Annotated in this window: 18 protein-coding genes; 7 read left to right on the top strand and 11 right to left on the bottom strand. The window is 65.7% G+C overall.

Going from position 1 to position 24,125, the window contains the following annotated elements:
* Positions 1–24: 24 nt before the first annotated feature.
* Genes NIBR502772_RS16680 through NIBR502772_RS16690 form a run of 3 tightly spaced genes read right to left on the bottom strand, consistent with a single transcriptional unit; the run spans position 25 to position 6,884 of the window.
* A complete protein-coding gene (locus NIBR502772_RS16680; protein WP_141141024.1) occupies positions 25–4,878 on the bottom strand; it encodes an NAD-glutamate dehydrogenase in 4,854 nt (1,617 codons plus the stop codon).
* A 57-nt stretch (positions 4,879–4,935) separates the two neighbouring features.
* Positions 4,936–6,243: a P-loop NTPase gene (locus tag NIBR502772_RS16685; protein ID WP_141141025.1), complete on the bottom strand. Its 1,308-nt coding sequence runs from the start codon at positions 6,241–6,243 to the stop codon at positions 4,936–4,938.
* A complete protein-coding gene (locus NIBR502772_RS16690; RefSeq protein WP_141141026.1) occupies positions 6,240–6,884 on the bottom strand; it encodes a hypothetical protein in 645 nt (214 codons plus the stop codon). The genes NIBR502772_RS16685 and NIBR502772_RS16690 overlap by 4 nt, the downstream gene beginning before the upstream one ends.
* A 152-nt stretch (positions 6,885–7,036) precedes the next feature.
* On the opposite strand from NIBR502772_RS16690, the gene NIBR502772_RS16695 reads away from it, so the two are divergent.
* Complete coding sequence (locus NIBR502772_RS16695) at positions 7,037–7,252, top strand: helix-turn-helix domain-containing protein (protein WP_104062208.1); 216 nt, start codon at positions 7,037–7,039, stop codon at positions 7,250–7,252.
* Between the two features lie 12 nt (positions 7,253–7,264).
* On the opposite strand, the gene NIBR502772_RS16700 is transcribed toward NIBR502772_RS16695, so the two are convergent.
* Entirely contained in the window at positions 7,265–7,837 is a 573-nt protein-coding gene (locus NIBR502772_RS16700) for a hypothetical protein (RefSeq protein WP_141141027.1), read from the bottom strand.
* 149 nt (positions 7,838–7,986) lie between these two features.
* On the opposite strand from NIBR502772_RS16700, the gene NIBR502772_RS16705 reads away from it, so the two are divergent.
* Positions 7,987–8,820, top strand: a complete 834-nt coding sequence (locus tag NIBR502772_RS16705) for a LysM peptidoglycan-binding domain-containing protein (protein ID WP_168223562.1) — start codon at positions 7,987–7,989, stop codon at positions 8,818–8,820.
* 43 nt (positions 8,821–8,863) lie between these two features.
* On the top strand, positions 8,864–9,331 hold the full coding sequence (locus tag NIBR502772_RS22850; RefSeq protein ID WP_246848563.1) for an Rv3235 family protein: 468 nt from the start codon (positions 8,864–8,866) through the stop codon (positions 9,329–9,331).
* A 123-nt stretch (positions 9,332–9,454) separates the two neighbouring features.
* On the opposite strand, the gene secA is transcribed toward NIBR502772_RS22850, so the two are convergent.
* The 7 genes from secA to mtrA all read right to left on the bottom strand — a co-directional run bounded on the left by secA (position 9,455) and on the right by mtrA (position 19,784).
* Positions 9,455–12,193, bottom strand: a complete 2,739-nt coding sequence (secA, locus tag NIBR502772_RS16715; RefSeq protein WP_141141029.1) for a preprotein translocase subunit SecA — start codon at positions 12,191–12,193, stop codon at positions 9,455–9,457.
* A gap of 47 nt (positions 12,194–12,240) precedes the next feature.
* A complete protein-coding gene (locus tag NIBR502772_RS16720; protein ID WP_141141030.1) occupies positions 12,241–13,506 on the bottom strand; it encodes a winged helix-turn-helix domain-containing protein in 1,266 nt (421 codons plus the stop codon).
* A 32-nt stretch (positions 13,507–13,538) separates the two neighbouring features.
* The gene (gene hpf / locus NIBR502772_RS16725; protein ID WP_141141031.1) at positions 13,539–14,264 is read right to left on the bottom strand and encodes a ribosome hibernation-promoting factor, HPF/YfiA family; all 726 of its coding nucleotides are present in this window, start codon (positions 14,262–14,264) and stop codon (positions 13,539–13,541) included.
* A 211-nt stretch (positions 14,265–14,475) separates the two neighbouring features.
* Positions 14,476–15,378 (bottom strand): ComF family protein, encoded by a 903-nt coding sequence (locus tag NIBR502772_RS16730; protein ID WP_246848564.1) that lies wholly within the window; start codon positions 15,376–15,378, stop codon positions 14,476–14,478.
* 119 nt (positions 15,379–15,497) lie between these two features.
* Positions 15,498–17,216, bottom strand: a complete 1,719-nt coding sequence (locus tag NIBR502772_RS16735; RefSeq protein ID WP_210412309.1) for an LpqB family beta-propeller domain-containing protein — start codon at positions 17,214–17,216, stop codon at positions 15,498–15,500.
* Positions 17,213–19,138 (bottom strand): MtrAB system histidine kinase MtrB, encoded by a 1,926-nt coding sequence (gene mtrB, locus NIBR502772_RS16740; protein ID WP_141141032.1) that lies wholly within the window; start codon positions 19,136–19,138, stop codon positions 17,213–17,215. The genes NIBR502772_RS16735 and mtrB overlap by 4 nt, the downstream gene beginning before the upstream one ends.
* Complete coding sequence (gene mtrA, locus NIBR502772_RS16745) at positions 19,110–19,784, bottom strand: MtrAB system response regulator MtrA (RefSeq protein ID WP_056343773.1); 675 nt, start codon at positions 19,782–19,784, stop codon at positions 19,110–19,112. Before mtrA ends, mtrB begins: the two co-directional genes overlap by 29 nt.
* A 154-nt stretch (positions 19,785–19,938) precedes the next feature.
* Between mtrA and NIBR502772_RS16750 the strand changes: the two genes are divergently transcribed.
* Genes NIBR502772_RS16750 through NIBR502772_RS16765 form a run of 4 tightly spaced genes read left to right on the top strand, consistent with a single transcriptional unit; the run spans position 19,939 to position 24,122 of the window.
* Positions 19,939–21,210 carry a hypothetical protein gene (locus NIBR502772_RS16750; RefSeq protein ID WP_246848565.1) on the top strand — a complete coding sequence of 424 codons (1,272 nt, stop codon included), beginning with the start codon at positions 19,939–19,941 and terminating at the stop codon, positions 21,208–21,210.
* Positions 21,200–21,856 carry a DUF4129 domain-containing protein gene (locus NIBR502772_RS16755; protein ID WP_141141033.1) on the top strand — a complete coding sequence of 219 codons (657 nt, stop codon included), beginning with the start codon at positions 21,200–21,202 and terminating at the stop codon, positions 21,854–21,856. Before NIBR502772_RS16750 ends, NIBR502772_RS16755 begins: the two co-directional genes overlap by 11 nt.
* Positions 21,857–21,870: 14 nt before the next feature.
* Positions 21,871–23,124 carry a DUF4350 domain-containing protein gene (locus tag NIBR502772_RS16760; protein ID WP_141141034.1) on the top strand — a complete coding sequence of 418 codons (1,254 nt, stop codon included), beginning with the start codon at positions 21,871–21,873 and terminating at the stop codon, positions 23,122–23,124.
* Positions 23,121–24,122 (top strand): MoxR family ATPase, encoded by a 1,002-nt coding sequence (locus NIBR502772_RS16765; RefSeq protein ID WP_104062198.1) that lies wholly within the window; start codon positions 23,121–23,123, stop codon positions 24,120–24,122. The genes NIBR502772_RS16760 and NIBR502772_RS16765 overlap by 4 nt, the downstream gene beginning before the upstream one ends.
* Positions 24,123–24,125 lie beyond the last annotated feature (3 nt).

Consider the following 24,125-nt stretch of genomic DNA (forward strand, 5'->3'; position numbering starts at 1 on the left):
CCTCCAGTTGCGACGCCGGGATTCCTAGCGTCGGACGATTGACCTCAAGAGCCTCAATGCTACCGACAGTGAGGCCATGTCGTCGGCCTCGAGCGAGTTGACCTCGTCAAACATGCTCTTTGCCCTGCCCAGCTGCTCGGCATTCTGGCGTTCCCAGTCCTTCAGCCTGTCCTCCGCGGAGTCCCCGGACGCCGTCGACTCGAGTACCGCCGTCGTCATGTCCGAGACGGTGGAATAGAGGTCATCCCGGAGTGCAGCCCTGGCCAGTGCCTGCCACCTGTCCTGGCGCGGCAGGCTGCTGATCCGTTCCAGCAGCCTGTCAGCGTGGAAGCGGTTGAACACTGTGTAGTAAACGGCCGCAATCTCCTCCACCGGCTCCTTGCGGGCATGCACGATCTTGGCGATGTCCAGCAGGACAAAGCTCTCGAAGAGCTCCGCCCACCGGAGGGCAAGCCCCTCCGGGAGTTCCCAGGCACGCGCGGTCTCCAGCCAGTCCGCAACGCGGTCACGGTCATCACCACGCAGGTAGTCCAGGAGCCGGGCCCGCATCGGGTCCAAGAGCGGCTTGAACTCGGCCACGGTGTCCGCGATGGGCCGGGACGTGCCGCCCTGCGCCAGCAGCCACCGGACAGCGCGGTCCAGCAGACGGCGGATGTCCAGGTGCACGGTGCTCCAGTGCTCTGTGGGGAACGACGCCGGCAGGCTGTTCAGCTCCCCCACCATGGTGTTCAGGTCGAAGATCTCGCGGAGCGCCACAAATGCCTTGGCCACGGCCACTTCCGTGGCCGAGGTCTCCTCCATGGTCCGGAAGGCGAACGTGATGCCGCCCAGGTTGATCATGTCGTTGGCCACCACCGTGGCAATGATCTCGCGCCGCAGCGGATGGGTGTCCAGTTCGGCGTCGAACCGTTCGCGCAGCTGCTGCGGGAAGTACGCCCGCAGCGTCCTCCGGAACCACGGATCGTCGGCGAGGTCGCTGTCACGCAGCGCCGAGGCCAGCTCGATTTTCGCGTAGGCCGCCAGTACCGAGAGCTCCGGCGACGTCAGCCCCTGGCCCTGGCTCAGGCGCTCCCGCAGGGTTTCGGTGCTGGGCAGCGCCTCGAGGTCGCGCTTCAGGTCAGCCGATTTTTCCAGCCAGTCCATGAGTCGCTCATAACTGGGGCTCCACTCGGCCACCCGCATCCGGTCGTTCAGGAGCAGGATGTTCTGGTCCACGTTGTCCTCGAGGACCAGCCGACCCACCTCGTCCGTCATGGAGGCGAGGAAGCCTGCCCGTTCCTCCGGGGTCAGTTTGTCCGCAGCCACCATCCGGTCCACAAAGATCTTGATGTTCACTTCGTGGTCGGAGCAGTCGACGCCGGCCGAGTTGTCGATCGCGTCAGTGTTCAGGATGACCCCCTGCAAGGCGGCTTCGATGCGGCCGCGCTGCGTCATGCCCAGGTTTCCGCCTTCGCCCACCACCTTGACCCGCAGGTCCTTGCCGTCCACGCGAATGCTGTCGTTGGCCTTGTCACCCACGGAGGCGTTGGACTCTGTGCTGGCCTTGACGTATGTTCCGATCCCGCCGTTGTAAAGCAGGTCGGCGGGGGCGAGCAGGATGGCGCGGAGAAGCTCCGGCGGGCTGAGCTCGGTGGTCGCCTCGGGCAGGCCCAGGGCCGCCCGGACCTGCGGCGAGACCGGAATGGACTTGGCCTGGCGGGCGTACACGCCGCCGCCTTCGCTGATGAGGGATTTGTCGTAGTCGTCCCACGAGGACCGCGGCAGTTCGAACAGCCTCCGGCGTTCCACGAACGACGATTCCGTTTCCGGTGCGGGGTCAAGGAAGATGTGCCGGTGATCGAACGCTGCCAGCAGCCGGATATGCCGGGACAGGAGCATGCCGTTGCCAAACACATCTCCTGACATGTCGCCCACGCCCACCACGCTGAACGGCTGGGTCTGGGTGTCCACGTCGAGCTCGCTGAAGTGACGTTTGACCGACTCCCAGGCGCCACGGGCCGTGATGCCCATGGCCTTGTGGTCGTAACCCACCGAACCCCCGGAGGCGAACGCGTCACCGAGCCAGAACCCGTATTCTGCGGCCAGCCCGTTGGCAATATCCGAGAAAGTGGCCGTCCCCTTGTCCGCCGCCACCACAAGGTAGGAATCGTCGTCGTCGTGCCTGACAACGTCCGACGGCGGCACTACAGTTTCGCCCTCGGCTCCGGTGACGAGGTTGTCAGTGAGGTCCAGCAGGCCCCGGATGAACGTCTTGTAGCTTTCAACACCCTCCGCCATCCAGGCGGCACGGTCCGCGGCAGGATCGGGCAGCCGCTTGGCGAAGAAGCCGCCCTTGGCCCCGGTGGGAACGATGACCGCATTCTTGACGGTCTGAGCCTTCACCAGGCCAAGGATCTCCGTCCGGAAATCCTCGCGCCGGTCAGACCAGCGCAGGCCACCGCGGGCCACCTTGCCGAAGCGCAGGTGGACACCCTCAACCCGCGGGGAATAGACCCAGATTTCGAACATCGGCCGCGGGAAAGGCAGGCCCTCAATCCGGGCAGGATCGAGCTTGAAGCTGAGGTGCGTTTTGTACTGGTAGTAGTTGGTGCGGAGGGTCGCCTCGATCAGGTTCGCCAAAGTCCGCAGCACACGGTCGGCGTCGAGCGTTGCCACCTCTTCAATGGCAGCTGACAGCTCGCCGCGGACTTTCTCCTGCGCCGCAAGGCGCCCAGTCCCACTCAGGGCGGGATCGAACCGGGCCGCGAAAAGAGCCGTCAGGGCCTTGGTGACATCGGGATTGGCGAGCAGCGTGTCCGCCATGAAGCCCACCGAGTTGGTGTTCCCCATCTGCCGCATGTACCGGGCATAGGCCCGTAGGACCGTGATCTGGCGCCACTGCATCCCCTCACGCAGCACCAGCCGGTCAAAACTGTCCGACTCAACGGCGCCGGATACGGCGGCACCGAACGAGTCAGCCAGCAACTGTCCCGTGGCCAGCGGATCAATGCCGGCAGGGTATTTAAGCCCGAGGTCATAGAGGAAGAAGTCCCGCTGGTCAGCCGTCTCGATCTCAAAGGGCCGCTCATCCAGCACCTCGAGTCCCAGATTGTGGAAGAACGGCAGGATCTGGCTCAGGCTCTTGGGCTCCAGCATGTACAGCTTGACGCGGGCATCCTCCTCCAGGACTTCACCGGCGCCCTTGGGCAGGTACACATGGACGCCCGGCCGTTCCTGCCTGGCACCGGCCGTGCGTTCGGCTTCGGCCCCGTATTTCTCGAACCGGGCGATGTCCTCCAGCGCGTCTTCGACCTCGTAATCCACCCGGTAGCCGGCCGGAAAAGCCTCCGACCAGATCGCGGCGAGCTCCTTCGCGTGCTCATCGGCGCCACGTTCGCGGAGGACTTCGGCGATGCCCTCACTCCACGAGCGGGCCGCCCGGACCAGCCGCGCTTCTAGCTCGTCGGCGTTGAAATGGCTGAGCTCGCTGCCCTTGGGCAGGCGGATCCGGAAGAACAGGCGGGCGAGGGCCGATTCGGTCATCCGCGCTTCGTAGTCGATTGACTCAGCCTTGAACGTGGTCCGTAATTCTTCCTCGATGCGGAGCCGGACATTGGTGGTGTACCGGTCACGCGGAAGGTAGACCACCGCGGACATAAAACGGCCGTAGATGTCCGGCCGGAGGAACAGCCGGGTCCGCCGCCGCTCCTGCAATCTCTGGATGCCGGTTGCGGTGGCCGCCAGGTCCTCGGTCTCGATCTGGAACAGCTCGTCGCGGGGGTACGTCTCCAGGATCCCCAAAAGGTCCTTGCCGGAGTGTGAGTCAGGCGGGAAGCCTGCATTGCCCAGCACGGCGTCCACTTTTTCGCGCACGACGGGGATGTTCCGGACGGATCCGGCGTAGGCACTGGTTGCGAACAGGCCGATAAAGCGGCGCTCGCCGTTGACGTTGCCAGCCGCGTCGAAGCTCTTCACGCCAATATAGTCAAGGTACGCGGGGCGGTGGACGGTGGACCGTGAGTTTGCCTTCGTGATCACCAGCGCCCGCTTTTCGCGGGCCTTTTTTCGGCCGGCGTCGGTGAGATGCTGCATATGCGGCGCGCCCGGCTTCGCCCGGAGCAGTCCGAGACCGCTGTCTTCACGCAGTTCCAGTACATCTTCACCGTCGACGGTGACCAGGTCGTACTCACGGTATCCAAGGAAGGTGAAGTTGCCGTCGTCGAGCCAGCGCAGAAGATCCTGCGCCTGCCGCAGTTCGGCAATCTGGGCCGGGTGGGACACCTGGTCGAGGCTCGCGGCAATCTGTTGGGCCTTGTTGCGCATCTTGGGCCAGTCTTCGACGGCGGCGCGCACGTCTCCCAGGATGCGGTCCAGCCCGTCCAGCAACGACGCCTTTGCCTCGTCGGACACGCGGTTGATTTCCACGGCGATCCACGACTCCATGTGGGAGGCGTTTTCGCCCTGCGCGATGAGGTGCGACAGCATCGGCATTGCCGCCGTATCACCGCTGGAGAGTCCGATGTGGGACGGAACGCGGTCGACTTTAACCAGCTGTCCCGTTTCCCGGTTCCGGGTCACTACGAACAGTGGATGAAGCACAAGCCCGATGGCGGCGTTCTGGCGCACAAGCTCCGCGTTAACCGAGTCAACGAGGAAAGGCATATCGTCCGTCACGATATAGACGACGCTGCTGTCCACCTCGTTGACGATGGAAACCTTCGCCTGGCCCGGCTGCCGGTTCGCGGCGACACCGCGGTGGGTTTCCGCCCGGCTGGCCAGCGCCTCGGGGGAATAAGTCCGGGCATCCTCTTCGGCCAGATGCTGGTAGTAGTCCGCGAGGAATCCCTCCCGGTCACCAATGGCCAAGGCTTGATCCTCCACGCTGGATCCAGACGACATCAACAAACGCCTCCATCACAAGTTTGATGCTGCACCGTCGCAGCTCCTACGGCGAGCCTAGCCCTTTCGGCGACGCCTCGGTGTGGAAGAAAATACAGAGGATCGTGAAGATCGCTGGACAGGTGCACAAACCAATTCAGCGATCGCGTGCCTGAGCTTGGAATCCGGCGCCGTTTCGAGCAGCAGAGAGCCGCCTAGCAGCGCCGCATCAGCTGCGGGGCTGTCCGCCGGAAGGAAGACCGCGATCTGCGACGACGGACCATACCGTTCCCACGCATCCTTCAGCTGGCGTTCCGGGGACCTCCCCACCGCCGCCGCCCGGACCTTGTTCATCACCACAACAGGCGACACCTGCGGGACTGCCAGCTCGAGCTCCGCGAGTCCGCGGACCAGCCGGGGAACCCCCACCGGATCGGCGGCCCCCACGGCATAGACTGTGTCCGCCAGTTCCAAGGTCCGCAGGGTCGCGGCATTCCGGCGCGGAGCCATCGTGTCGAAGCTGAGTTCCTCGTCCGCCTCCAGGCAGAAGCCGGTGTCCACAACCACGACGTCGGCAACCTCCTTGGCGCGGTCCAGCACCAGCGACAGTGCTGCTGCCCGTAGTTCGGTCCACCTGTCCGCCCGGGTGATCCCGGTCAGGACCCGGAAAGTTCCAAGCTTGGTGGTGACCGGTGTGGCCACTTTCAGCAGCGCATCGGCGTCGAGCAGTCCCTGGTCGGCAAGCCGGCAGGCCTGCGCGATCCCCGCAGATTCATCCAGCAAGCCCAGGACTGCGGCGATGCTGGCCCCGTAACTGTCGGCGTCGACGAGGAGCACGGACTTCCCATCCGCAGCCAACTCCCCGGCGATGTTGGCCGCTACAAAGGTCCGGCCGGGCGAACCGGCGGGACCCCACACGGCAATGATCTTGCCCGCCCCGGAGGCCGGCGGCACGTCCGCCTGGTCGACAGGACGCTGACGCAGCGCAGCACTGGTATCCCCCAGCCCACTCCCGAACGTCGCATCCTTGGCGGTGCCGGTCAGCTGGGCAACCGCCTCGGCAATCCTGCCGGCCAGGGCGGCAGATTCCACTCCCGTCAGCGCAGACGCCACACCGATCCCACGCAGTCTGGCGGCCTCGTCGGCGTCATCCGTGAGGGCGATGATCGCCACGCCCACGGCGCCGAGCCGGTCAACAAGCGAAGCAGTCAGGCCCTCGCAGCCATCGGCGACAACCGCCGCCCGTGCCAGGCCGCTCTGGCAGGCGGCCAGCAGTTCTGTCAGTTCGGCGCAGCGCCGGACCACCGTGACGGGACCGTGCAGCCGCTCCAACCCGCCCACCACATCCTCGCGGGACTGGCCCACCGTGACTACGGGGATGCTCATGAGGCCCCGCCGCCCGGGTTCCACACCACTGAAATCTTGGCCTGGTTCGCCTGGGCGCCGAGGATGGCCGGCATCTGGCCGTCGGCAACCAGCACCAGCAGCACCGTATTGCGGGAGGATCCCAAGGCCGTGGAGCCGGCGGTCACCTGTGCAATTTCCGCGCCGGGCAGCAGGAGCTTCGGCTCACTGAAGCCGTTGCGGGCATCCGGCAAGGCAACCCAGACGTCCACCCGGGTCCCGGCAACCGCCTGCGGCGGCAGTGGTTCCTCAATGGTCACGGCCACGGGCTTGCGGTCCAACGAATCCACAGTGGCCAGACTTTCCTTGGGCACCAATTGGTTCTTGCCGATTCTTTGGACTGCGACCAACCCGTCGGGGAGCCCTGCTTCAACGGTGACGTAATGCTGTTCGGTCTCACCCAGGCGGACCTTGGCGCGGACCACATTGTCCGCGGTCAGCTTCTCACCCACCGCAATGGAGTCCCGGGCGGCGTAAACCTCGGTGGTCTGATCAGCGCTGCCAACCAGCGAGATCACTCCCACCACCGATGCCAGGACCAGCAGCACGCCAACCAGCAGCCGGGGATCCTTCCACGACGGCGGTTTCAGCCTGGCACCTGCAGTAACAGCATCGTGGCTCATGCTCTTCTCCCCCTAGCTCCGGTCCAGGCGGCTGGCTGCGTCCGGACACCTCATTGTTACGGCATGGGCCCCGGAACAAAAGTCAAAAGACCAAACAACATCAAACTGTGGATAACCGCACCAGATGACGCCTTCAATGGCAAAATGGAGCTATGCCCAGATTCCTGACTCTCGCCGATGTTGCTGAACAGCTGCAAATCAACTCGCCGGCGGCCTATGCCCTGGTCCGCAGCGGAGAACTGAAGGCCATCCAGGTGGGTGGGCGCGGGCAGTGGCGCGTCGAGGAAAAGATGCTGGAGCAATACATCGAAGAGCGTTACGCCGAGGCCAGCCGCATGATCCAGGAAGCCAAAGCCAAGCAAGGGTGATCCGGCCCGCGGCTACAGTTCCCCTGCACTCCGTGACCGCAGGGCACCCAGCGCCGCAAACGGTATCGTGGCTACCTGCCGAACCTGTGATGCACGCCGGGACTCCCCGGGGCTGACCAGCGCCAGGTCCAAAAAGTCACTGCCCACGCGGTCGATGACTCCGGCCAGCCCGGTATCCCTTTCCGGCGCGTGGCGCAGAGTGACTGCAAGTTCGGCCCGGTCCCGCGCCAGGCCCCGCAGCGCATGCGCCAATCCGATCCGGCGCCGCACCTGCGAAGTCTCGGCCACGGAGCCGCGGCCAAGGCCCACATACCGTGCCACCGCGCCGTAAGGGACCAGGACCTGGTGACGCAACTCGTTCAGGACCAGCGCATCGGCGCCGGCATGGCTCAGGGTTCCTTCGAAGGCGCGCCCACACGCCAGGTACACGGCCACGTGGCTGTTCAGGGAACCCCGCAAGCGGTCAGCCAGAGCGACAGAGGCCGTTTCCGCTCTTGCCCGCTCAGAGATCTCGGCATCGATGGCCAGCCGCTCGCCCTCGGCGAACTGTGCCTCCATATCACTGAACAGAGCATCCCAACGCATGGGGCCAAGCGTAGGGTGCGGGTTTGTTCGCGGTCAATTCACCAACGACTTCACTCCAGTCTCTGGACAAATCCACCAGAGTTACGTCAAACTGATGCTAGATACATCAAACTGCATCAAACTGCATCAAACATAAGATGGGAAACACCATGACGGCAGGTACAGCACGCGGGCTCCGCGCAGACGCCGTCATGGCGGCGTCCATCCTCCTGTTGGGATTCTTCCTCTGCGTTGCCGGCAGGGGCATGGTGGGCCGATGGCAACTGTCCACAGCACGCCGGCAAGGCCCGGACTTCGATGACCTACTCGGTGCCGTGGCTGTCGCCGCAGGGCTGGCCATCGTGGCGTGGTGGATCTTCTCGATGGTTTTGGCGTCAGCAGCTGCCGTCCTGGACACGTGCGGCAGGCGGCGGGCCGCCAACAGGGCCGGCAAGTGCTGCCCGGCATTTATGCGCCGGCTCGCTGTGGCCGCACTGTCGGTGCAACTACTGTCGGCACCGCTGGCTCACGCAGCCGTCCCACCGGCCGGACCCGCCTGGGTACCCACGCAGGAAGTGGCGGTCCAGGACGTGCCGGTCCACGGCGCAGCCATCCAGGCCCAGTGGTCTCCCACAAGCGGCCACCGGCAGCTCCCGGAACCGGAGGGCAAACACCCCGCAGACACGGGAGGAAAGACCACCGAAACTCCTGCGGCGGCGGTCCGGCCAGACTGGCGTCCCAGCCCGCCGGTCCCGGACCCCGGCCTGCTGGCGGCCCAGCCCGTCCGGGCGGAACAGGGCCCACCGGCGTCATTGAGTGAGGTCACGGTACTGGCGGGCGACACACTCTGGGACATCGCCTCCCGCCACTTGGGCCCGGCAGCTTCGGATGTGGATGTCGCCTTGCACTGGCCCCGCTGGTACGAGGCCAACAAATCCCGGATCGGCGAAAGCCCGCATGTCCTGCTGCCCGGGCAGATTTTGAAAGCACCTTCCACGGCCTAACCGACGTTCCGATATTCATCAGCTCACGATTAAGGGGAATCACATGTACGCAGTTACGCCAATCCGCTCCGCCACGGTCAACCCGGGCGGCGCGGCAGCAGTCCGCCAGGTTCCTCCGCGCACCATTACCGCGCCGGTCGTGCCGCTGCGTGCGGCAGACGAAGCCGCCGAAATCCTGGCGATCACACGCAGTACCGTGCAGGCGGCCATGGAAGTCCTCGCCGGCATCCGGCCGGTCCACCAGCTCGCCCGCCGCCTGGATCCGCGCTGCCTTGCCGTGCTGCAGCACCGTGCGGCCTTGATCCGCCGCGAACAGTCGCGCTCTGCCTCGCCCTCGCTGGCCCGGCTGCACAGGAACTCCATCGTGCGTTCAGTCCGCGCCTGCGAAGTCGTTCCGGGCATCTATGAGGCAAGCGCCGTAGTGGTTGATGACATCCGGGCACGGGCTGTAGCGGTCCGGCTTGAGCGCAGCAAGCAGGTCTGGCGCGTGACCGAGTTTATGGTCGGCTGAACCGCTTGCCCACGAATGCAGAAGTGCCCGGAGCTGAGGCTCCGGGCACTTCCAGTGTCGAACTATTTCAGCGACGATCTATTGCAGTGCCGACCTATGGCTGATCAGTCTCGATCCCTGCTGTCAGCGGCGCTTTTTCTTGGCCGGACGCTTGGTGGCGTCCTGCGCTGCAGCCTTTGCCGGATTTCCGGACCGTGAAGAGACACGACCCTCCACCCTGGTCTGGGATGCGCCGTCTTCGCCGGGAGCCGTGTACTGCAGCTGGGCCGGCTTCTCCGGCGCTTCCAGGCCGGCAGCGTGGATCTGCGGCTCAACGTGCTCGGTGTGGCCACCTGCTGCGTCGGGCACCACCACATCCTGGGCTGGAGTCACCTCAACTTCAAGGTTGAACAGGAAACCGACGCTTTCCTCGCGGATGGCCTCCATCATGCTCTGGAACATAACGAAGCCCTCGCGCTGGTATTCCACCAGCGGGTCACGCTGTGCCATGGCGCGCAGGCCGATGCCTTCCTTGAGGTAGTCCATCTCGTACAGGTGTTCCTGCCACTTGCGCCCGATGACCGAGAGCACCACGCGGCGTTCCAGCTCGCGCATGCTTTCTGAGCCGATGGTCTCTTCCCGGGTCTGGTAGACCACACGGGCGTCGGAGAGCAGCTCCTCCTTGAGGAATTCAACAGTGAGCTTGGACTTGCCGCCGGCTTCCTCGATGATCTCTTCCGCTGTGACGCTGACGGGGTAGAGCGTCTTGAGGTTGGTCCACAGCTGGGTGTAATCCCAGTCGTCGCCATTGCCTTCGGCCGTGGCGGAGTCGATCAGGGCGGTGATGGTGTCCTCCACGAAGAACTGGACCTTCTCGTGGAGGTCGTCACCTTCGAGGATCCGGCGGCGGTCACCGTAGATGGCTTCGCGCTGGCGGTTCAGGACGTCATCGTACTTCAGGACGTTCTTGCGCTGCTCGGCGTTGCGGCCTTCAACCTGGCCCTGGGCAGACGCGATGGCCCGGGAAACCAGTTTCGATTCCAACGCCACATCATCCGGGACCGAACTGTTCATCAGCCGTTCGGCCGCGCCGGAGTTGAAGAGCCGCATCAGGTCATCGGTCAGGGAGAGGTAGAAGCGTGATTCGCCGGGGTCGCCCTGGCGGCCGGAGCGGCCACGGAGCTGGTTGTCGATGCGGCGGGACTCGTGCCGCTCAGTTCCCAGGACATACAGCCCGCCGAGGTTCAGTACTTCCTCGTGTTCGTCCTTTACGGACTGCTTGGCCGCTTCCAAGGCAGCCGGCCACGCGGCCTCGTATTCTTCGGAATTCTCTTCCGGGTCCAGCCCGCGCTTGGCCAGATCGGCCACCGCAGTGAATTCGGCGTTGCCACCCAGCATGATGTCAGTGCCGCGGCCTGCCATGTTGGTGGCCACCGTAACAGCACCCTTGCGTCCTGCCTGCGCAACGATGGCCGCTTCACGGGCGTGGTTCTTGGCGTTCAGGACTTCGTGCCTGATGCCTTCCTTGGCCAGCAGCCCGGAAAGGTATTCGCTCTTTTCGACACTCGTTGTGCCCACAAGGATCGGCTGGCCCAGTTTGTGACGCTCGGCAATGTCCTTCACGACGGCGTCGAACTTCACTTTTTCATTCTTGAACACGAGGTCCGACTGGTCGATCCGCTGCATGTCCCGGTTGGTGGGGATGGCCACCACACCGAGCTTGTACGTCCCCATGAACTCGGCGGCCTCAGTCTCGGCCGTGCCGGTCATGCCTGCCAGCTTGGAGTACATCCGGAAGTAGTTCTGGAGCGTGACCGTGGCCAGGGTCTGGTTTTCGGCCTTGATCTCCACGGCTTCCTTGGCCTCGATGGCCTGGTGCATGCCCTCGTTATAGCGGCGGCCAGCCAGGATTCGGCCAGTGTGTTCGTCAACGATGAGCACTTCGCCGTCGAGGATGACGTAGTCCTTGTCCCGCTTGAACAGTTCCTTGGCTTTGATGGCGTTGTTCAGGAACCCGATGAGCGGAGTGTTCGCGGATTCGTAGAGGTTCTGGATTCCCAGGTAGTCCTCCACTTTTTCGATGCCGCTCTCCAGGACGCCGACGGTGCGCTTCTTCTCGTCCGCCTCGTAGTCCTCGCCGGCCTTCAGGCGCTGCACTACCTTGGCAAATTCGCTGTACCACCGGTTGGTGTCGCCCTGGGCAGGACCGGAAATGATGAGCGGCGTGCGGGCTTCGTCGATGAGGATGGAGTCGACCTCGTCAACAATGGCGAAGTTGTGGCCACGCTGGACCAGTTCTGACTGGTCCCACGCCATGTTGTCGCGCAGGTAGTCAAAGCCGAATTCGTTGTTGGTGCCGTAGGTGATGTCCGCGGCGTACTGCTGCCTGCGCACCGCGGGATCCTGGTTGGACAGGATGCAACCGCTGGTCAGGCCAAGGAAACGGTAGACCCGGCCCATAAGGTCTGACTGGTATTCGGCAAGGTAGTCGTTCACCGTGATGACGTGGACGCCATTGCCGGTGAGGGCATTAAGGAAGGCGGGCGCGGTGGCCACGAGGGTTTTGCCTTCGCCGGTCTTCATTTCGGCGATATTGCCGAGGTGGAGCGCGGCGCCACCCATAAGCTGGACGTCAAAGTGACGCATGCCCAAGGTGCGGGATGAGGCCTCACGCACGGCCGCGAATGCCTCCGGGAGGAGATCGTCCAGGTGCTCGCCGTCCCGGTGGCGGGCGCGGAGGTGGTCAGTTTCCTCGCGGAGCTCAGCATCCGTGAAGGTTTTGAACGAGTCTTCGAGCGCATTGATGGAGTCGGCATAGTTCCGCAGTTGCCGCAGGGTTTTTTTGTCACCCGTGCGGAGAAGTTTTTCGATAAGTGATGCCACGTGAAGATACTCCCAGTCTTATGCTGCCGAATTCTGGCGTTTTTAGTCTACGGGAGAGACACAGGCCACGCGGCCGGTGTTCCCTGAGAGCGGAGCGGACCGGCGCGGTGGCGCAGGGCGGCGCCGAGGGACTCCGCCAGGTCCCCGATCGGGCTGACCACAATGTTGTCCAGCTCCAGCCATTCGGCCATCAGTTCCAGCTCGGCGGCGAGCTCGACGGCGGTCCCTGCCGGTGCGTCCGGCTCACTGTAGGCGGACCTGACCAGCAGATTGCCTGCCGCACGGTCCGCCTTAAGGTCCACCCGCGCCACGATGGTGTCACCCAGGAGAAAGGGCAGGACGTAGTACCCGAAACGCCGGAGGTGCGCGGGCGTGTAAATCTCGATCCGGAAATGGAACCCGAAGAGCTCCTCTAGCCGGCGCCGCTCGAAGACTAGGGAGTCAAAGGGGCTGAGCAAGGCCCGCCCTGCCGCCCGCCGCGGCATTGTGGCGTCGGCATGGAGGTATACCTTCCGGTCCCAGCCGGCGACAGCGACCGGCTCCAGCCTCCCTATGCTGACCAGATGGTCCACAGAGGCGGCGGCCGCCTTGACGGGTGTACGGAAGTAGTCCGCGAAGCACTTCACGGTTCCGATGCCATGGGCGCGCGCGGCCGCGTCGATGAGCCGATGCATGGCCTCAACAGTGTCCGGCGTGGTTTCGAGGGCCAGCCGCCGCGGCAGCACCCTGGCCGTCAGCGTGTACTTTCGCTCGAACTGTTCGGTTCTGGATGCCGCGGAAATGGTGCCCGCCTCGAACAGGTCTTCAAGCACGCGCTTGACGGCGTTCCAGTTCCATCCCCAGTTGTCGTCCCGCCGGTCCTCCACGTGCCCGATGTTCACCGTCAGTTCCGCCGCCGTCATGGGCCGCCCTGCGGCGAGGGCGTCGAGGATCTTTCCTGCCACCGCGTCGCGCAGGTCCGGGTCGAGGGCGGACGCACCCACCCACGTGCGTTTCTGCCACAAGCGGAGGTCATGGAAGTGCTCGGGCCGGATGAAGCTGGCCTCGTGGGCCCAGTACTCCATCATGCGTCGGGGAGGCGAGCTGGCCATCCGCTGAAGGATGGTGCGGTCGTAGTTGCCGAGCCTTGAAAAGAAGGGCAGAAAGTGACTGCGGGACAACACGTTGACGGAATCGATCTGGACAAGCTGGATCCGGGCAAAGGTCCGGCCCACCGTCCGTGAGGTCACGGGGCCGGCGGGCCGTCCTTTGTCGAGTCCCTGAGCTGCCAGGGCGATCCGCCGGGCCTGGTTAAGGCTCAGCGTCGCTGGCACATCAGTCCTTTCATTGAGGGGTGTAAACCGCCCTAGACTTTTGCGGCGTCGTCATCGGAACGGTAGGCGAGGATTTTTTCTTCGACGGCCGTCTCCCCCGGTTCGCATTCGTGGTCCAGGGTGATCACCCCGTACGTCCAGCCACGGCGCCGATAGACCACCGAGGGCGTGTTGGTGGCCTTGTCCACAAACAGGTAGAAATCGTGGCCCACGAGCTCCATGTTGTCCACAGCATCGTCAAGGGTGAGGGAGGCCGCAGGGAAAACTTTGCGCCGGATCAGCACCGGGGAGTCCCCAGCCGGGATGTCGTTCTCGACCTCGTAGGGCGATCGTTCAACAGGTGCTGCCTGGGTTTCGCTGCGATGGCTCGCCTCGACATAAAGGGGCTCGCTGGTACTCGCGGGTTCCAGTGATGCGGTGGCTTCACGTACTGCCTTGGGGGTGTGGCGCCCGTGGTGGACCTTCTTGCGGTCCTTGGCGCGGCGGAGACGTTCCAGCAGCTTGGTGTAGGCGAGATCGAACGCAGCGAATTTGTCTGCGGCGCTGGCTTCGGCACGGATTACGGGTCCCCGGCCCAGGACCGTCACTTCAACGGTGAGCTGGTCGCCGGTCTGGCGCGCATTCGTTTCCTTGGAAACCTTCGCGTCAACCCGCTGGACCTTGTCGCCAAGTGACTCGATCTTAGAGATCTTCTCACCGGCGTATTCGCGGAAGCGGTCTGAGACCGTCAGATTTCGTCCGCTGATCATAAACTCCATGGTGCCCTCCAAATGACTTCGGTGACACGACGGCGGCACATCCCACGGGCCGATCTGCTTGACAGTCGAGCCCCTTTCCGAGCCGCCATCGAAAGGTACAACTTGTTCTTGGTACCCACAACCGACGTTAGTTCATAGCCACCTGTTATTCATCCTTTCTTCGTTTATTTTTTTCTAAGACGGGCGGCGTTCCGCCAGCTCCCGGGGCGGGCTATTCGCCGCCAGCTGAATCCGGCGGGCGTGTCGCGGCAAGGACCACTGCACCCACCACAACGGCACCGCTGAGGTGCAGTGCGCGGGCGGCTTCGGCGAGTGTGGCCCCTGTGGTGAGGACGTCGTCGACAATGATGCAGCGGCGTCCGGCCACCCGCGCGCGCTGGCCTTTCGGGACCTTCATGGACCCCTTGACCCGGCTCGCCCTGGCCCCGCGGCCGAGTCCCTTTTGGCCTCCAGGCAGCCGCTCCAATGCGGCGCGGCGCCGGGATTTCCGGATCACGTCCACCACCGGTGTACCGCGGATGGTGGTCCCCCGGCGCAACTCTGCGAGCAGGAGATGGACCGGGCTGAATCCCCTCTTGATGTAGCCGGCCGTGCTGCTGGGCACCGGAACCAGGCAGACGCCGTCGACGCCGGCCACGGACGCGGCAATGCCCTGCCCCAGTCCGCGCGCCAGGACTGACGTGAGCTGGTGCTGGCCATGGCTCTTGAACGAAAGCACGGCCTGCGCCAGCTCCTCGCGGTACACCCCGGCCGCCACCACGGGAAGGATCAGGCCGCCGTCGACGTTCATCAGGGCCGGCGCCTGCTCCTCTGCCCGGAACGGGTGCCTGGTCAACAGGCGGACGTGGCGTTCGCACATGACGCACAGGGCCAGGTCCTCCGCTCCGCAGCAGACACAGTCCACAGGGACGGCAAGTGCCAGCAGCTCCGCGGCGGCCACGCCCATCTGGTCGGCGGCCCGCAGCCAGCGGCCGCGGTGGCCGCCGCGATGCTTGGCGGACTGCAGCGGAGGCGGCAGGAGGTCCGGATCCAGGCTTGCCGCATTTCTGGCGGGACTTCCCCCGGAGCGGCCCCCACCGCGGCCCCCGGACCGGCGCGCAGTCCCGTGGCGCACAGTCCCGTGGCGAGCAGGCGGGTGGCGGGCAGGAGGACATCCGGGCTGAACTTCGGTCACACCCCATGGTGGCCTGCCGGCCGTGGCCCCGGAACCTCCGGTCCGCGCTATGTGGAAAGCTACCCAGGGAATGAGGGGTCGATGGGGCCCTTCAGCTGGGGCGACCAGCCGTTGCCAAGCCGCTGGAAGATGCCCTCGGCCGATTGGCCGTAGATTTCCTCCAGCCCGTTGCCGGCGCTGAGCCACACCAGGCCGGGCCATGGCGCCAACTGCTGGGGTTGTCCGGAGGTGAGGGACAGCAGCTCCGGCGTGACGTTCGAACCTGCCGAGGCTTTCATCACGGCAACCGTGGTGTCGTTCACCCAGACGCCCTGGTCCGGGTCACCGGAAGCCACCAGGGTGATCGGGGCAGTCAGTTCCCGGGGTGTCCCGTCGGCGTTCCGGATGATCCCGGCAATCTGCACCTTCGTCTTGCCGTTTTGTTCCGAAATGACCAGCGCCCGGACGCCCTCGCGGGAGATCCTCAGCTCCTTGACGGTTCTTCCGGCCAACCACGACGGCGTGAGCGTAACGGTGGGAACGGCGGCACCTTCGGCGACTCCGACGGGCCGGTAGGCCACCACCTCAGTACCGCCGGTAGCTCCAGGCCCTGCGGCCCACACCCAGTCATGAATGCTGAAGGACGGGTGCGTAATGGTGCTGCGCGTTGTCAGCGCACGGGCGGGCTGTCCCGGCACCATGCTGTAAAGCGTCGTCCGGCTTTCGTTGAGGAAGGCAACGGTCTGGGACACCGGGGATTCCGACGGGTAGCGGGGCCCGAGCGATGAAACTGGCTGCATATCCGGCAGCGGGGACACCCTGTTGTTTTCGTAGCGAACCAGTTCATTGCCGCTGACGGCGATTTCGCGGACCGGCACGTTTTTGTCCCGCACCGGGGGCAAAACCGAACCGTTGTCTTCGACGCGGACCAGGTCCTGGTTGGCATGCAACTCCACATTAACGACGTCGGGCTGGCTGCGGAACGTGAGCGAAAGCTGCGTCTGCATCCGGAGCCTGTCCTCTGTGGACGCCTCGGTGAGTTCCTTGGCCGTGAGGTCCACCTGCGCGGCGCCGGACACCACCGGAACCGATTCGCGGGCGAGTTTGATGCCGGACGGGAAGGCGCTCACCACCGCGCCGCGAAGGTACGGCGCGGGGCCGGCCAGCAGGGCACTGGTCATGGCTTTGACGGTCTTGTTCTTGATGAACCAGCGGACGTCAGGCACGGCATAGGTGAAGCTGGGATCGTAGAAGTAGATGGGGTAGGCGCCGTAGATGACCTTGAAGGTTTCCTCCGGGATCGCTGTTCCGTCCGGGATCGCTGAGATCCGCCATTCGCCGTCCACCTGGGTGAGAGTGGCCGGAATGTTCTCGATGGTGCCTTCGGGCATCTGGGTGGCGATGCCGTCAACGTCCACGCTGTACGCAACGTCCAGCTGGTAGTTGTAGACGTTGTCGACGCCGGTGCCCACCACTTTCGCCTCGCGGTACACAAGCGCGCGCTGGTCGGGTTTCCAGGATACTGACGCTGCCTGCGTCAGGTATTCGCGGGCCACCGCGTAGTCCCCCTCGTATCCGGTACCGGCACGGTAGAAGTAATCAATGATGTTTTCCGGCGTGGCGCCGGGCTGGGGCGCGGCCGGGAGGAACACCGGTGCGTTGACGTTGCCGGCGCTGCCTTCCGCGCTCTTCCCCACCGGCCCGGCCGTGGGAATGCGCGCGCAGGAGGCCAGGACCAGGACAACGACGAACAGCACAACGCTCCTCTTCAGCATTGCCCGCACTTTTCGTCCCGTCATGAAGACTCCTTCGGTGTTGCGCCCGTCCCGGCAGGGGTGCGCCCGGCGCCCTGGCCACGCCCGCCGCCAGCGGGGACCTCAGGCGCCCCAGTGGGGCCGGGCCCCAGGACCAGCACGTTTTTCGAGTGTGGGACGTCGGGGAGGATGATGTCCTCCGGCTCAAGCTGCACAGGTGAGCGGTCGATCTCCTCGCCCTGGCGCAACGGAATGGTCAGCCGGAAGTTGGCTCCTCTACCCTTGTTTCCCCATGCCTGCAGCCAGCCGTTATGGAGTTTGGTGTCTTCCATGGCGATGGACAGGCCCAGTCCGCTGCCTCCGGTGGTGCGGGCCCGCGCGGGATCCGCACGCCAGAACCGGTCAAAGACCCGGGCGGCCTCGGCCGGGGTCATGCCGATCCCCTGATCCCGGACTGCAACTCCCACCGCTGACTGGTTGGCTGCGACAGTCACGGTGACCGGCCTGCCTTCGCCATGCTCCACTGCATTCAGGATGAGGTTCCGCAGGATCCTGTCGATCCTCCTGGCGTCCATCTCCGCGACAATTCCGACGGCCGGAGCCCGGAGGATGATCTCCGAGCCGTATTCGGCCGCGACGGGCGCTGCCCCGTCAATGACGTGGGCGATCACCTGCAGGATGTCCTCGGGCTCGGCGTCGAGCATGGCCACGCCGGCGTCGAAGCGGGAGATCTCGAGCAGGTCGGCCAGCAGGGACTGGAACCGCTCCACCTGGTTGTACAGGAGTTCGGCCGAGCGCTTGTTGATGGGGTCGAAGTCGTGGCGGGCGTCGTACAGCACTTCCGCGGCCATCCGGACGGTGGTCAGGGGCGTGCGCAGCTCGTGGGAGACGTCGGAGACAAACCGCTGCTGCATCTGGGACAACATGGCCAGCTGGGTGATCTGCTCCTGGAGGCTGGCGGCCATGTGGTTGAACGATGCCCCGAGGCGGGCAACCTCGTCTTCGCCTTTGACCACCATCCGCTCCTGCAATTGGCCGGCCGCAAGCTTCTCCGACACCAGGGCAGCGTGGCTGACGGGGCTGACAACGTTGCGGGTGACATACCAGGCGATGGCCCCGATCATCAGAACCAGCACTGCGCCGCCAGCCAGGAGGACGCCCTGGATTTCGTCGAGCGTCTGCTGGGCGGTGTTGACGTCATAGATCAGGTAGAGCTCATACACGGTCCCGTTGAAGGTCACCAGGTTGCCCACGGCGATCCCCGGCCTGTCCTCGGTGCCTACCGGAATCACGGTGGAGGCCCAGTACTGGTCCTTGCCTGATGCCTGGACCGCCGTACGGAGTGCAGGCGGGATGACGCTGACGGTCAGCTGGTCCGACGCCCGCGACTCCACCCAGCGGTTCCGGGGTTTGGTCTGTTCGGGCTTGGCTTCGAAAACGTAGCGGCGCTGGATAACGGAGCCGCGGCCTTCCACGGCGTTCAAAGTGTCGTAGACCAGGGTGATGACGCTGGACTGGTCGGTGACCTGGGCGCCGTCGAACGTCTCCTGGACCTGTTTGACGTAGTATCGGGTCTCGGATTCGGCCTGGGTGAGGCGCTCCTGGAACAGGTTGTTGGCGATCTGGTTGGACAGGTAGGCGCCCACGGCGCCAAAGGATGTCACGGCCAGCAGCAGCGTGGTGAGGACTGTCCGGAACTGCAGGGACCGTCGCCAGCGTCGACGCATGGCCCGCCCGGCGAAACGGACCGCAGGGAAGAAACGGGTCACGCCGAGGCGGACAAGGCGGCCCACCCGTAGCCCCACGATTACTCCACGGCGCCGCCAGATCCGCGCCCGGAATGGCAGTGTTGCCAGCTCCGACGGCAGCGCATCCGTGTGCTCCGGGCCCTTGGCTGCGGGAAGGTCCGGGGCGCGGTGTGCTTCTGGTCCTGAGGGCTCAGGAACCTGCTTTGTAGCCGACACCACGAACCGTCAATACAACTTCGGGAGCTTCCGGATCCCGTTCAATTTTTGACCGGAGGCGCTGGACGTGGACGTTGACCAGCCGGGTGTCCGCCGCGTGGCGGTAGCCCCAGACCTGTTCCAGCAGCAGCTCACGGGTGAACACCTGCCATGGCTTCCGCGCCAGGGCTACGAGGAGGTCAAACTCCAGGGGCGTGAGGGAAATCCGCTCATCGGCACGCTTCACGGTGTGGCCGGCCACGTCGATGGTGATGTCAGCGATCCGCAGCGTTTCAGGCGCCTTCTGGTCGCCGGGCCGCAGGCGGGCACGCACGCGTGCCACGAGTTCGGCGGGTTTGAACGGCTTGGGTACGTAGTCGTCTGCGCCGGACTCAAGGCCGCGGACGACGTCGGACGTATCCGACTTGGCCGTGAGCATAACGATGGGCACGTCCGATTCGGAGCGGATCTGCCGGCAGACCTCGATGCCGTCCACACCGGGCAGCATCAGGTCAAGCAGCACGAGGTCAGGCTTCGATGAACGGAAAATATCCAGCGCCTGGCTGCCATCGGCGCAAAAAACCGGCTCAAAGCCGTCGTTGCGCAGAACAATCCCAATCATTTCGGCCAGCGCTTCGTCATCGTCAACTACCAGAATGCGTGCCTTCATAGTTATATATTCCCTTATTGAACAGGGTTTGTCCTGTTGAACGGCCTTACGGCATGGCGCCACGCTATGACGCCCGACGCCGGAACTATAGGCTGGCAACACGCGGACAGTCCCGCGCGGGGGAAGGAACAGGGTGCCACACCAGGATCCGAACATGCAGCAGCCGCATCCTGCCGGCGAGGCTGGGAAGGGCCAGCCGCCAGGGAACCAGCCTCCGTGGGGGCCGCAGCCCGGCCCGGCACAGCAGCCCTGGGGCGGCCAGCCGGTTTGGGGCGCTCCTCCGGGTGGCCCGCCGGCTTGGGGCACTCCGCCGCACAATCCCTACGGCGGTCCGCCGCCGTACCAGCAGCCGCGTTATGTTGCCCCGCCCAAACCCGGCATCGTTCCCCTGCGGCCACTGATGTTCGGCGAGATCCTGGATGGCTCCTTCCAGGCGATCAGGCGCAATGCCAAAGCCATGCTGGGCGCCGCGCTGCTGGCGCAGACGCTCGCCGCAGTAGTCACGGCAGTTCTCAGTTCATTTTCCGCCACGTCCGCGGCGTCACTTGAAGCCTGGGCGGCGGGCCTGACGGAGCAGGACCTGGTCCCGCTGGTGGTGACCTTCGCGTCCGGGATCCTGCTCGTCTCGGTGCTCACCGTTTTTCTGTCCGCGGTGCTGCAGGGCGCCATGGTGGTTCCGGTCGCCAGATCCGTCCTCAACCGCCCCACCGGCTTCAGGCAGATGTGGACCCTGGCGCGGTCCCGCGCTGGTGCCCTGATCCGCCTTGCGGCCCTGCTGGTGGGCGGCGGGCTCCTCGTTGCGCTGCTGTTTGTGGCGCTGGCCGTGCTGCTGGTCAGCACTGTCGGCGGAGTGGGCGCCCTGATCCTCGTCCCGCTGGGGCTGGTGTGCTTTGTGCTGTACGTATGGGTCTACATCAAGCTAATGGTGGCCCCTGCCGCCGTTGTGGTGGAGGAACTCGGTGCGATGGCCGGCATCCGGCGCTCCTGGGAACTGACACGCAGCAATTGGTGGCGGCTCCTGGGCATCACGCTGGTGGTGGGCATCATGGTGGGGGTCATCGCCCAGGTCGTCACGATTCCCGTCACACTGCTCACCGGCTTTTACACCGGCGTGGTCTCACCCCACGGCGGTTCCGACCAGGCCATGACGGCGGCCGTGGTGGCGGGCGTTGCCACCGCGGTCGTTACCGCAGTGGTCGCCGCAGCGGGTTTTGCCTTCCAGACCTCCGTGATGGCGCTGCTCTACCTCGACCTCAGGATGCGCCGGGACGGACTGGATATCGCCCTGCTCCGGCTGCTGGAATCCGGAGCAGATCCCGACGGCGTCCCGGGCCGAGGCGTTCCGGTCTACCGGGCGGGACCCGGCCAAAATCCGCTGCCGCCCTATGGGGCACCGCCCGGCGGGACATGGCCGGATGGCCGCTGAACCACCGGTCCTGCCTGGCCGCGACGAGGCCCGCCGCTGGGCCGAAGAAGAACTCGCCAAGCCGGAATACCGTGACGCGGCCCCCGGCTGGCTGGACAGTGTGTGGGCGGACATCCTGGACTGGCTGCGGTCCCTGGACGGCGGCTCCGGCCCGGACACCACCGTGGCGGCGCCGTGGATCGGTGTGGCCATCGCCGTGCTGATCGGCGCCGCGGTCGTCCTGGCCCGCCCGCGCCTCAACGCGAAGGCCAGGCGTGCCGGAGACGTGTTCGACGTCGGCACAGCCGTCAGTGCCGAGGCCTACCGCGGGCGCGCGGCTGCCGCTGCCGCAGCCGGCAACTGGAGTGCCGCCGCCGTGGACTGTTTCCGCGCGCTGGTGCGCACAGCCGAGGACAGAACACTTTTCGACGCGCGGCCGGGCCGGACCGCGGACGAGGTGGCGCACGAACTGGCCACCGCGTTTCCGTCAGAAGCCGGCCACCTGACGGAAGCCGCGCGAACTTTCGACGGGATCCGCTACGGAAATGAGTCCGCAGGCCAGGCTGACTATGCCGCGGTGCGCGAACTGGACATTGCCCTGCAGTCCCTCACGCCGGCCAGCGCCGCCCTGCCCGCTGAACGTGACGAACCGGCGGTTCCGCGATGACGCAGGGTCCCACGATGCAGAACCCTTCGCCGGATCTTCTGGCGCCCAAACGTCCGACGTCGGGTGCACCGGAGGCGCAGCCGGGTTCCGCCCCGGCACTCCGATCCGGTTCCGGGTCCGGCGCCGGCTTCGTTTCCCGCGCCCGTGCCTGGCTCCGGCGGCACCGCGGCGGGGCAGCGATCGGCGTGACGGCCGCCGTCGGACTGGCGGTGGTTATTTCCACCCAACTCGCGCCAAAGGGCGATTCCCTGCCCTTATCCGTGCATAACGCCGGGCCGGGCGGCGCCAGGGCGGTCAGCGAGATACTGGGCCGCCACGGTGTCGAGGTCCAGGATGTTGAATCCTTTGACTCCGCCACGGCAGCACTCGCGGGCCGGCCGGGTGCCACCCTCCTCCTGTACGACCGGAGCGGATTCCTGGACCAATCCCGGCTGGACGAGCTGACCGCACGTGCGGGACGCGTAGTGCTGGTGACGCCGCGGCTCGGCACGCTGAAGGCACTCGATACCGGCATCAGCCAGGCCGGTGTGGTGCCCGAGTCAACGGCGCTCCTGGAACCGGGCTGCGATCTCACCGATCCCGCGGCGGCAGGTGCTGTCTCCGGAACCGGCGGATTCCTGTACGACGGCGGCACGGTGTGCTTCAGCCCGCACGGAAGCACCGCCGGGCTGCTTGCCCGCACGGATGATGGCGGCCTGACCGTCCTGGGCAGCACCGCCCTCCTCAACAACGGCGGGCTTGCCGGCCACGGCCATGCCGCACTGGCCCTGCGGACGCTGGGCGGCTCAGCGGTCGTTGTCTGGTACCTGCCCGGACTGGGCGACGCGGCCGCTGCGGAGTCAACGCAGACACTTGATGAACTCGCCCCTGACTGGGTGGCATTCCTGGGGCCCTGGCTGGTCTTTGTGGCCGTGCTGGCCATTGTGTGGCGCGGGCGCCGCCTCGGCCCGCTCGTGTTTGAACCACTCCCCGTGGTGGTCAAGGCCGTGGAGACCGCAGAAGGCCGCGCACGCCTTTATCAGGATTCCCACGCACTGGACCGGGCACGGGACAACCTTCGGGCCGGCACCCTGGTCCGCCTGGCGCAAGCCCTTCGAGTGGGATCCCAGGCCACTGCCGACGACGTGGTGCAGGCAGTGGCCCGGCACCTGGGCCGGCCGGAAAGAGATATCAGCGGCCTGATCCAGGAACGCCCCGGTACCGCAACCAGGCTGGTGCAATGGTCACAGGAACTGGACAAACTAGAGAACGAGGTCAGGACCCGATGAACGAACCGTACGGCGCCCCGCAGATCATGGACTCCTCTCCGCGGACGCTGGATCCCGCCCGGCAGGCGCTCCTGGATGTCCGCCACGAGGTTGCCAAAGCCGTGGTGGGCCAGGATGCCACCGTCACCGGACTCCTTATCGCGCTGCTTTCCCAGGGACACGTTCTCCTCGAGGGCGTGCCCGGTGTGGCCAAGACACTCCTGGTCCGCGCCCTGTCCGCCGCGCTGAGCCTGGACACCAAACGCGTACAGTTCACCCCTGACCTGATGCCCGGCGACATCACCGGTTCCCTGGTCTATGACTCGCACACCTCGGAATTCAGTTTCCGCGAGGGGCCGGTCTTCACCAACATCCTGCTGGCCGACGAAATCAACCGGACGCCCCCGAAGACGCAGGCTTCCCTGTTGGAGGCCATGGAAGAGCGGCAGGTCTCGGTGGATGGGGTGTCCAGGCCGCTGCCGGCGAACTTCCTGGTGGCGGCAACCCAGAACCCCGTGGAGTATGAGGGAACCTATCCCCTGCCCGAAGCTCAGCTGGACCGGTTCCTGCTCAAACTCACCATGCCGCTGCCCAGCCGGACTGACGAGGTGGAAGTGATCCGGCGGCACGCGGCCGGCTTCAATCCCCGGGATCTTGCTGCCGCCGGTGTCCGGGCGGTGGCCGGCGCCGAGGACCTCGAACGGGCGCGGCAGGCCGTGGCCACCGTTGCCGTCGAACGGGAAATCATCGGCTACATCGTGGACCTGGTGCGCGCCACCCGGCAGGCGCCGTCGTTCCAGCTGGGCGTCTCGCCCCGCGGCGCGACTGCACTGCTTAATACGGCCCGCGCCTGGGCCTGGCTGTCTGGCCGCAGCTTCGTCACGCCGGACGATGTCAAGGCACTGGCGCTGCCGTGCCTGCGCCACCGGGTGGCCCTGCAGCCCGATGCCCAGATGGACGGGGTCCGCGTGGACGATGTCCTGGGCAGCATCCTGGCGTCCGTCCCGGTCCCCCGCTGATTC

It is taken from the genome of Pseudarthrobacter sp. NIBRBAC000502772 (genome assembly GCF_006517235.1).
Classification (GTDB): domain Bacteria; phylum Actinomycetota; class Actinomycetes; order Actinomycetales; family Micrococcaceae; genus Arthrobacter.

Excerpts from the sequence above, each read along its gene's own strand:
- NIBR502772_RS16680 (WP_141141024.1), bottom strand. The coding sequence starts at position 4,878 with ATGTCGTCTGGATCCAGCGTGGAGGATCAAGCCTTGGCCATTGGTGAC.
- NIBR502772_RS16685 (WP_141141025.1), bottom strand. The coding sequence starts at position 6,243 with ATGAGCATCCCCGTAGTCACGGTGGGCCAGTCCCGCGAGGATGTGGTG.
- NIBR502772_RS16690 (WP_141141026.1), bottom strand. The coding sequence starts at position 6,884 with ATGAGCCACGATGCTGTTACTGCAGGTGCCAGGCTGAAACCGCCGTCG.
- NIBR502772_RS16695 (WP_104062208.1), top strand. The coding sequence starts at position 7,037 with ATGCCCAGATTCCTGACTCTCGCCGATGTTGCTGAACAGCTGCAAATC.
- NIBR502772_RS16700 (WP_141141027.1), bottom strand. The coding sequence starts at position 7,837 with ATGCGTTGGGATGCTCTGTTCAGTGATATGGAGGCACAGTTCGCCGAG.
- NIBR502772_RS16705 (WP_168223562.1), top strand. The coding sequence starts at position 7,987 with ATGACGGCAGGTACAGCACGCGGGCTCCGCGCAGACGCCGTCATGGCG.
- NIBR502772_RS22850 (WP_246848563.1), top strand. The coding sequence starts at position 8,864 with ATGTACGCAGTTACGCCAATCCGCTCCGCCACGGTCAACCCGGGCGGC.
- hpf (WP_141141031.1), bottom strand. The coding sequence starts at position 14,264 with ATGGAGTTTATGATCAGCGGACGAAATCTGACGGTCTCAGACCGCTTC.
- NIBR502772_RS16735 (WP_210412309.1), bottom strand. The coding sequence starts at position 17,216 with ATGACGGGACGAAAAGTGCGGGCAATGCTGAAGAGGAGCGTTGTGCTG.
- mtrA (WP_056343773.1), bottom strand. The coding sequence starts at position 19,784 with ATGAAGGCACGCATTCTGGTAGTTGACGATGACGAAGCGCTGGCCGAA.
- NIBR502772_RS16750 (WP_246848565.1), top strand. The coding sequence starts at position 19,939 with ATGCAGCAGCCGCATCCTGCCGGCGAGGCTGGGAAGGGCCAGCCGCCA.
- NIBR502772_RS16755 (WP_141141033.1), top strand. The coding sequence starts at position 21,200 with ATGGCCGCTGAACCACCGGTCCTGCCTGGCCGCGACGAGGCCCGCCGC.
- NIBR502772_RS16760 (WP_141141034.1), top strand. The coding sequence starts at position 21,871 with ATGCAGAACCCTTCGCCGGATCTTCTGGCGCCCAAACGTCCGACGTCG.
- NIBR502772_RS16765 (WP_104062198.1), top strand. The coding sequence starts at position 23,121 with ATGAACGAACCGTACGGCGCCCCGCAGATCATGGACTCCTCTCCGCGG.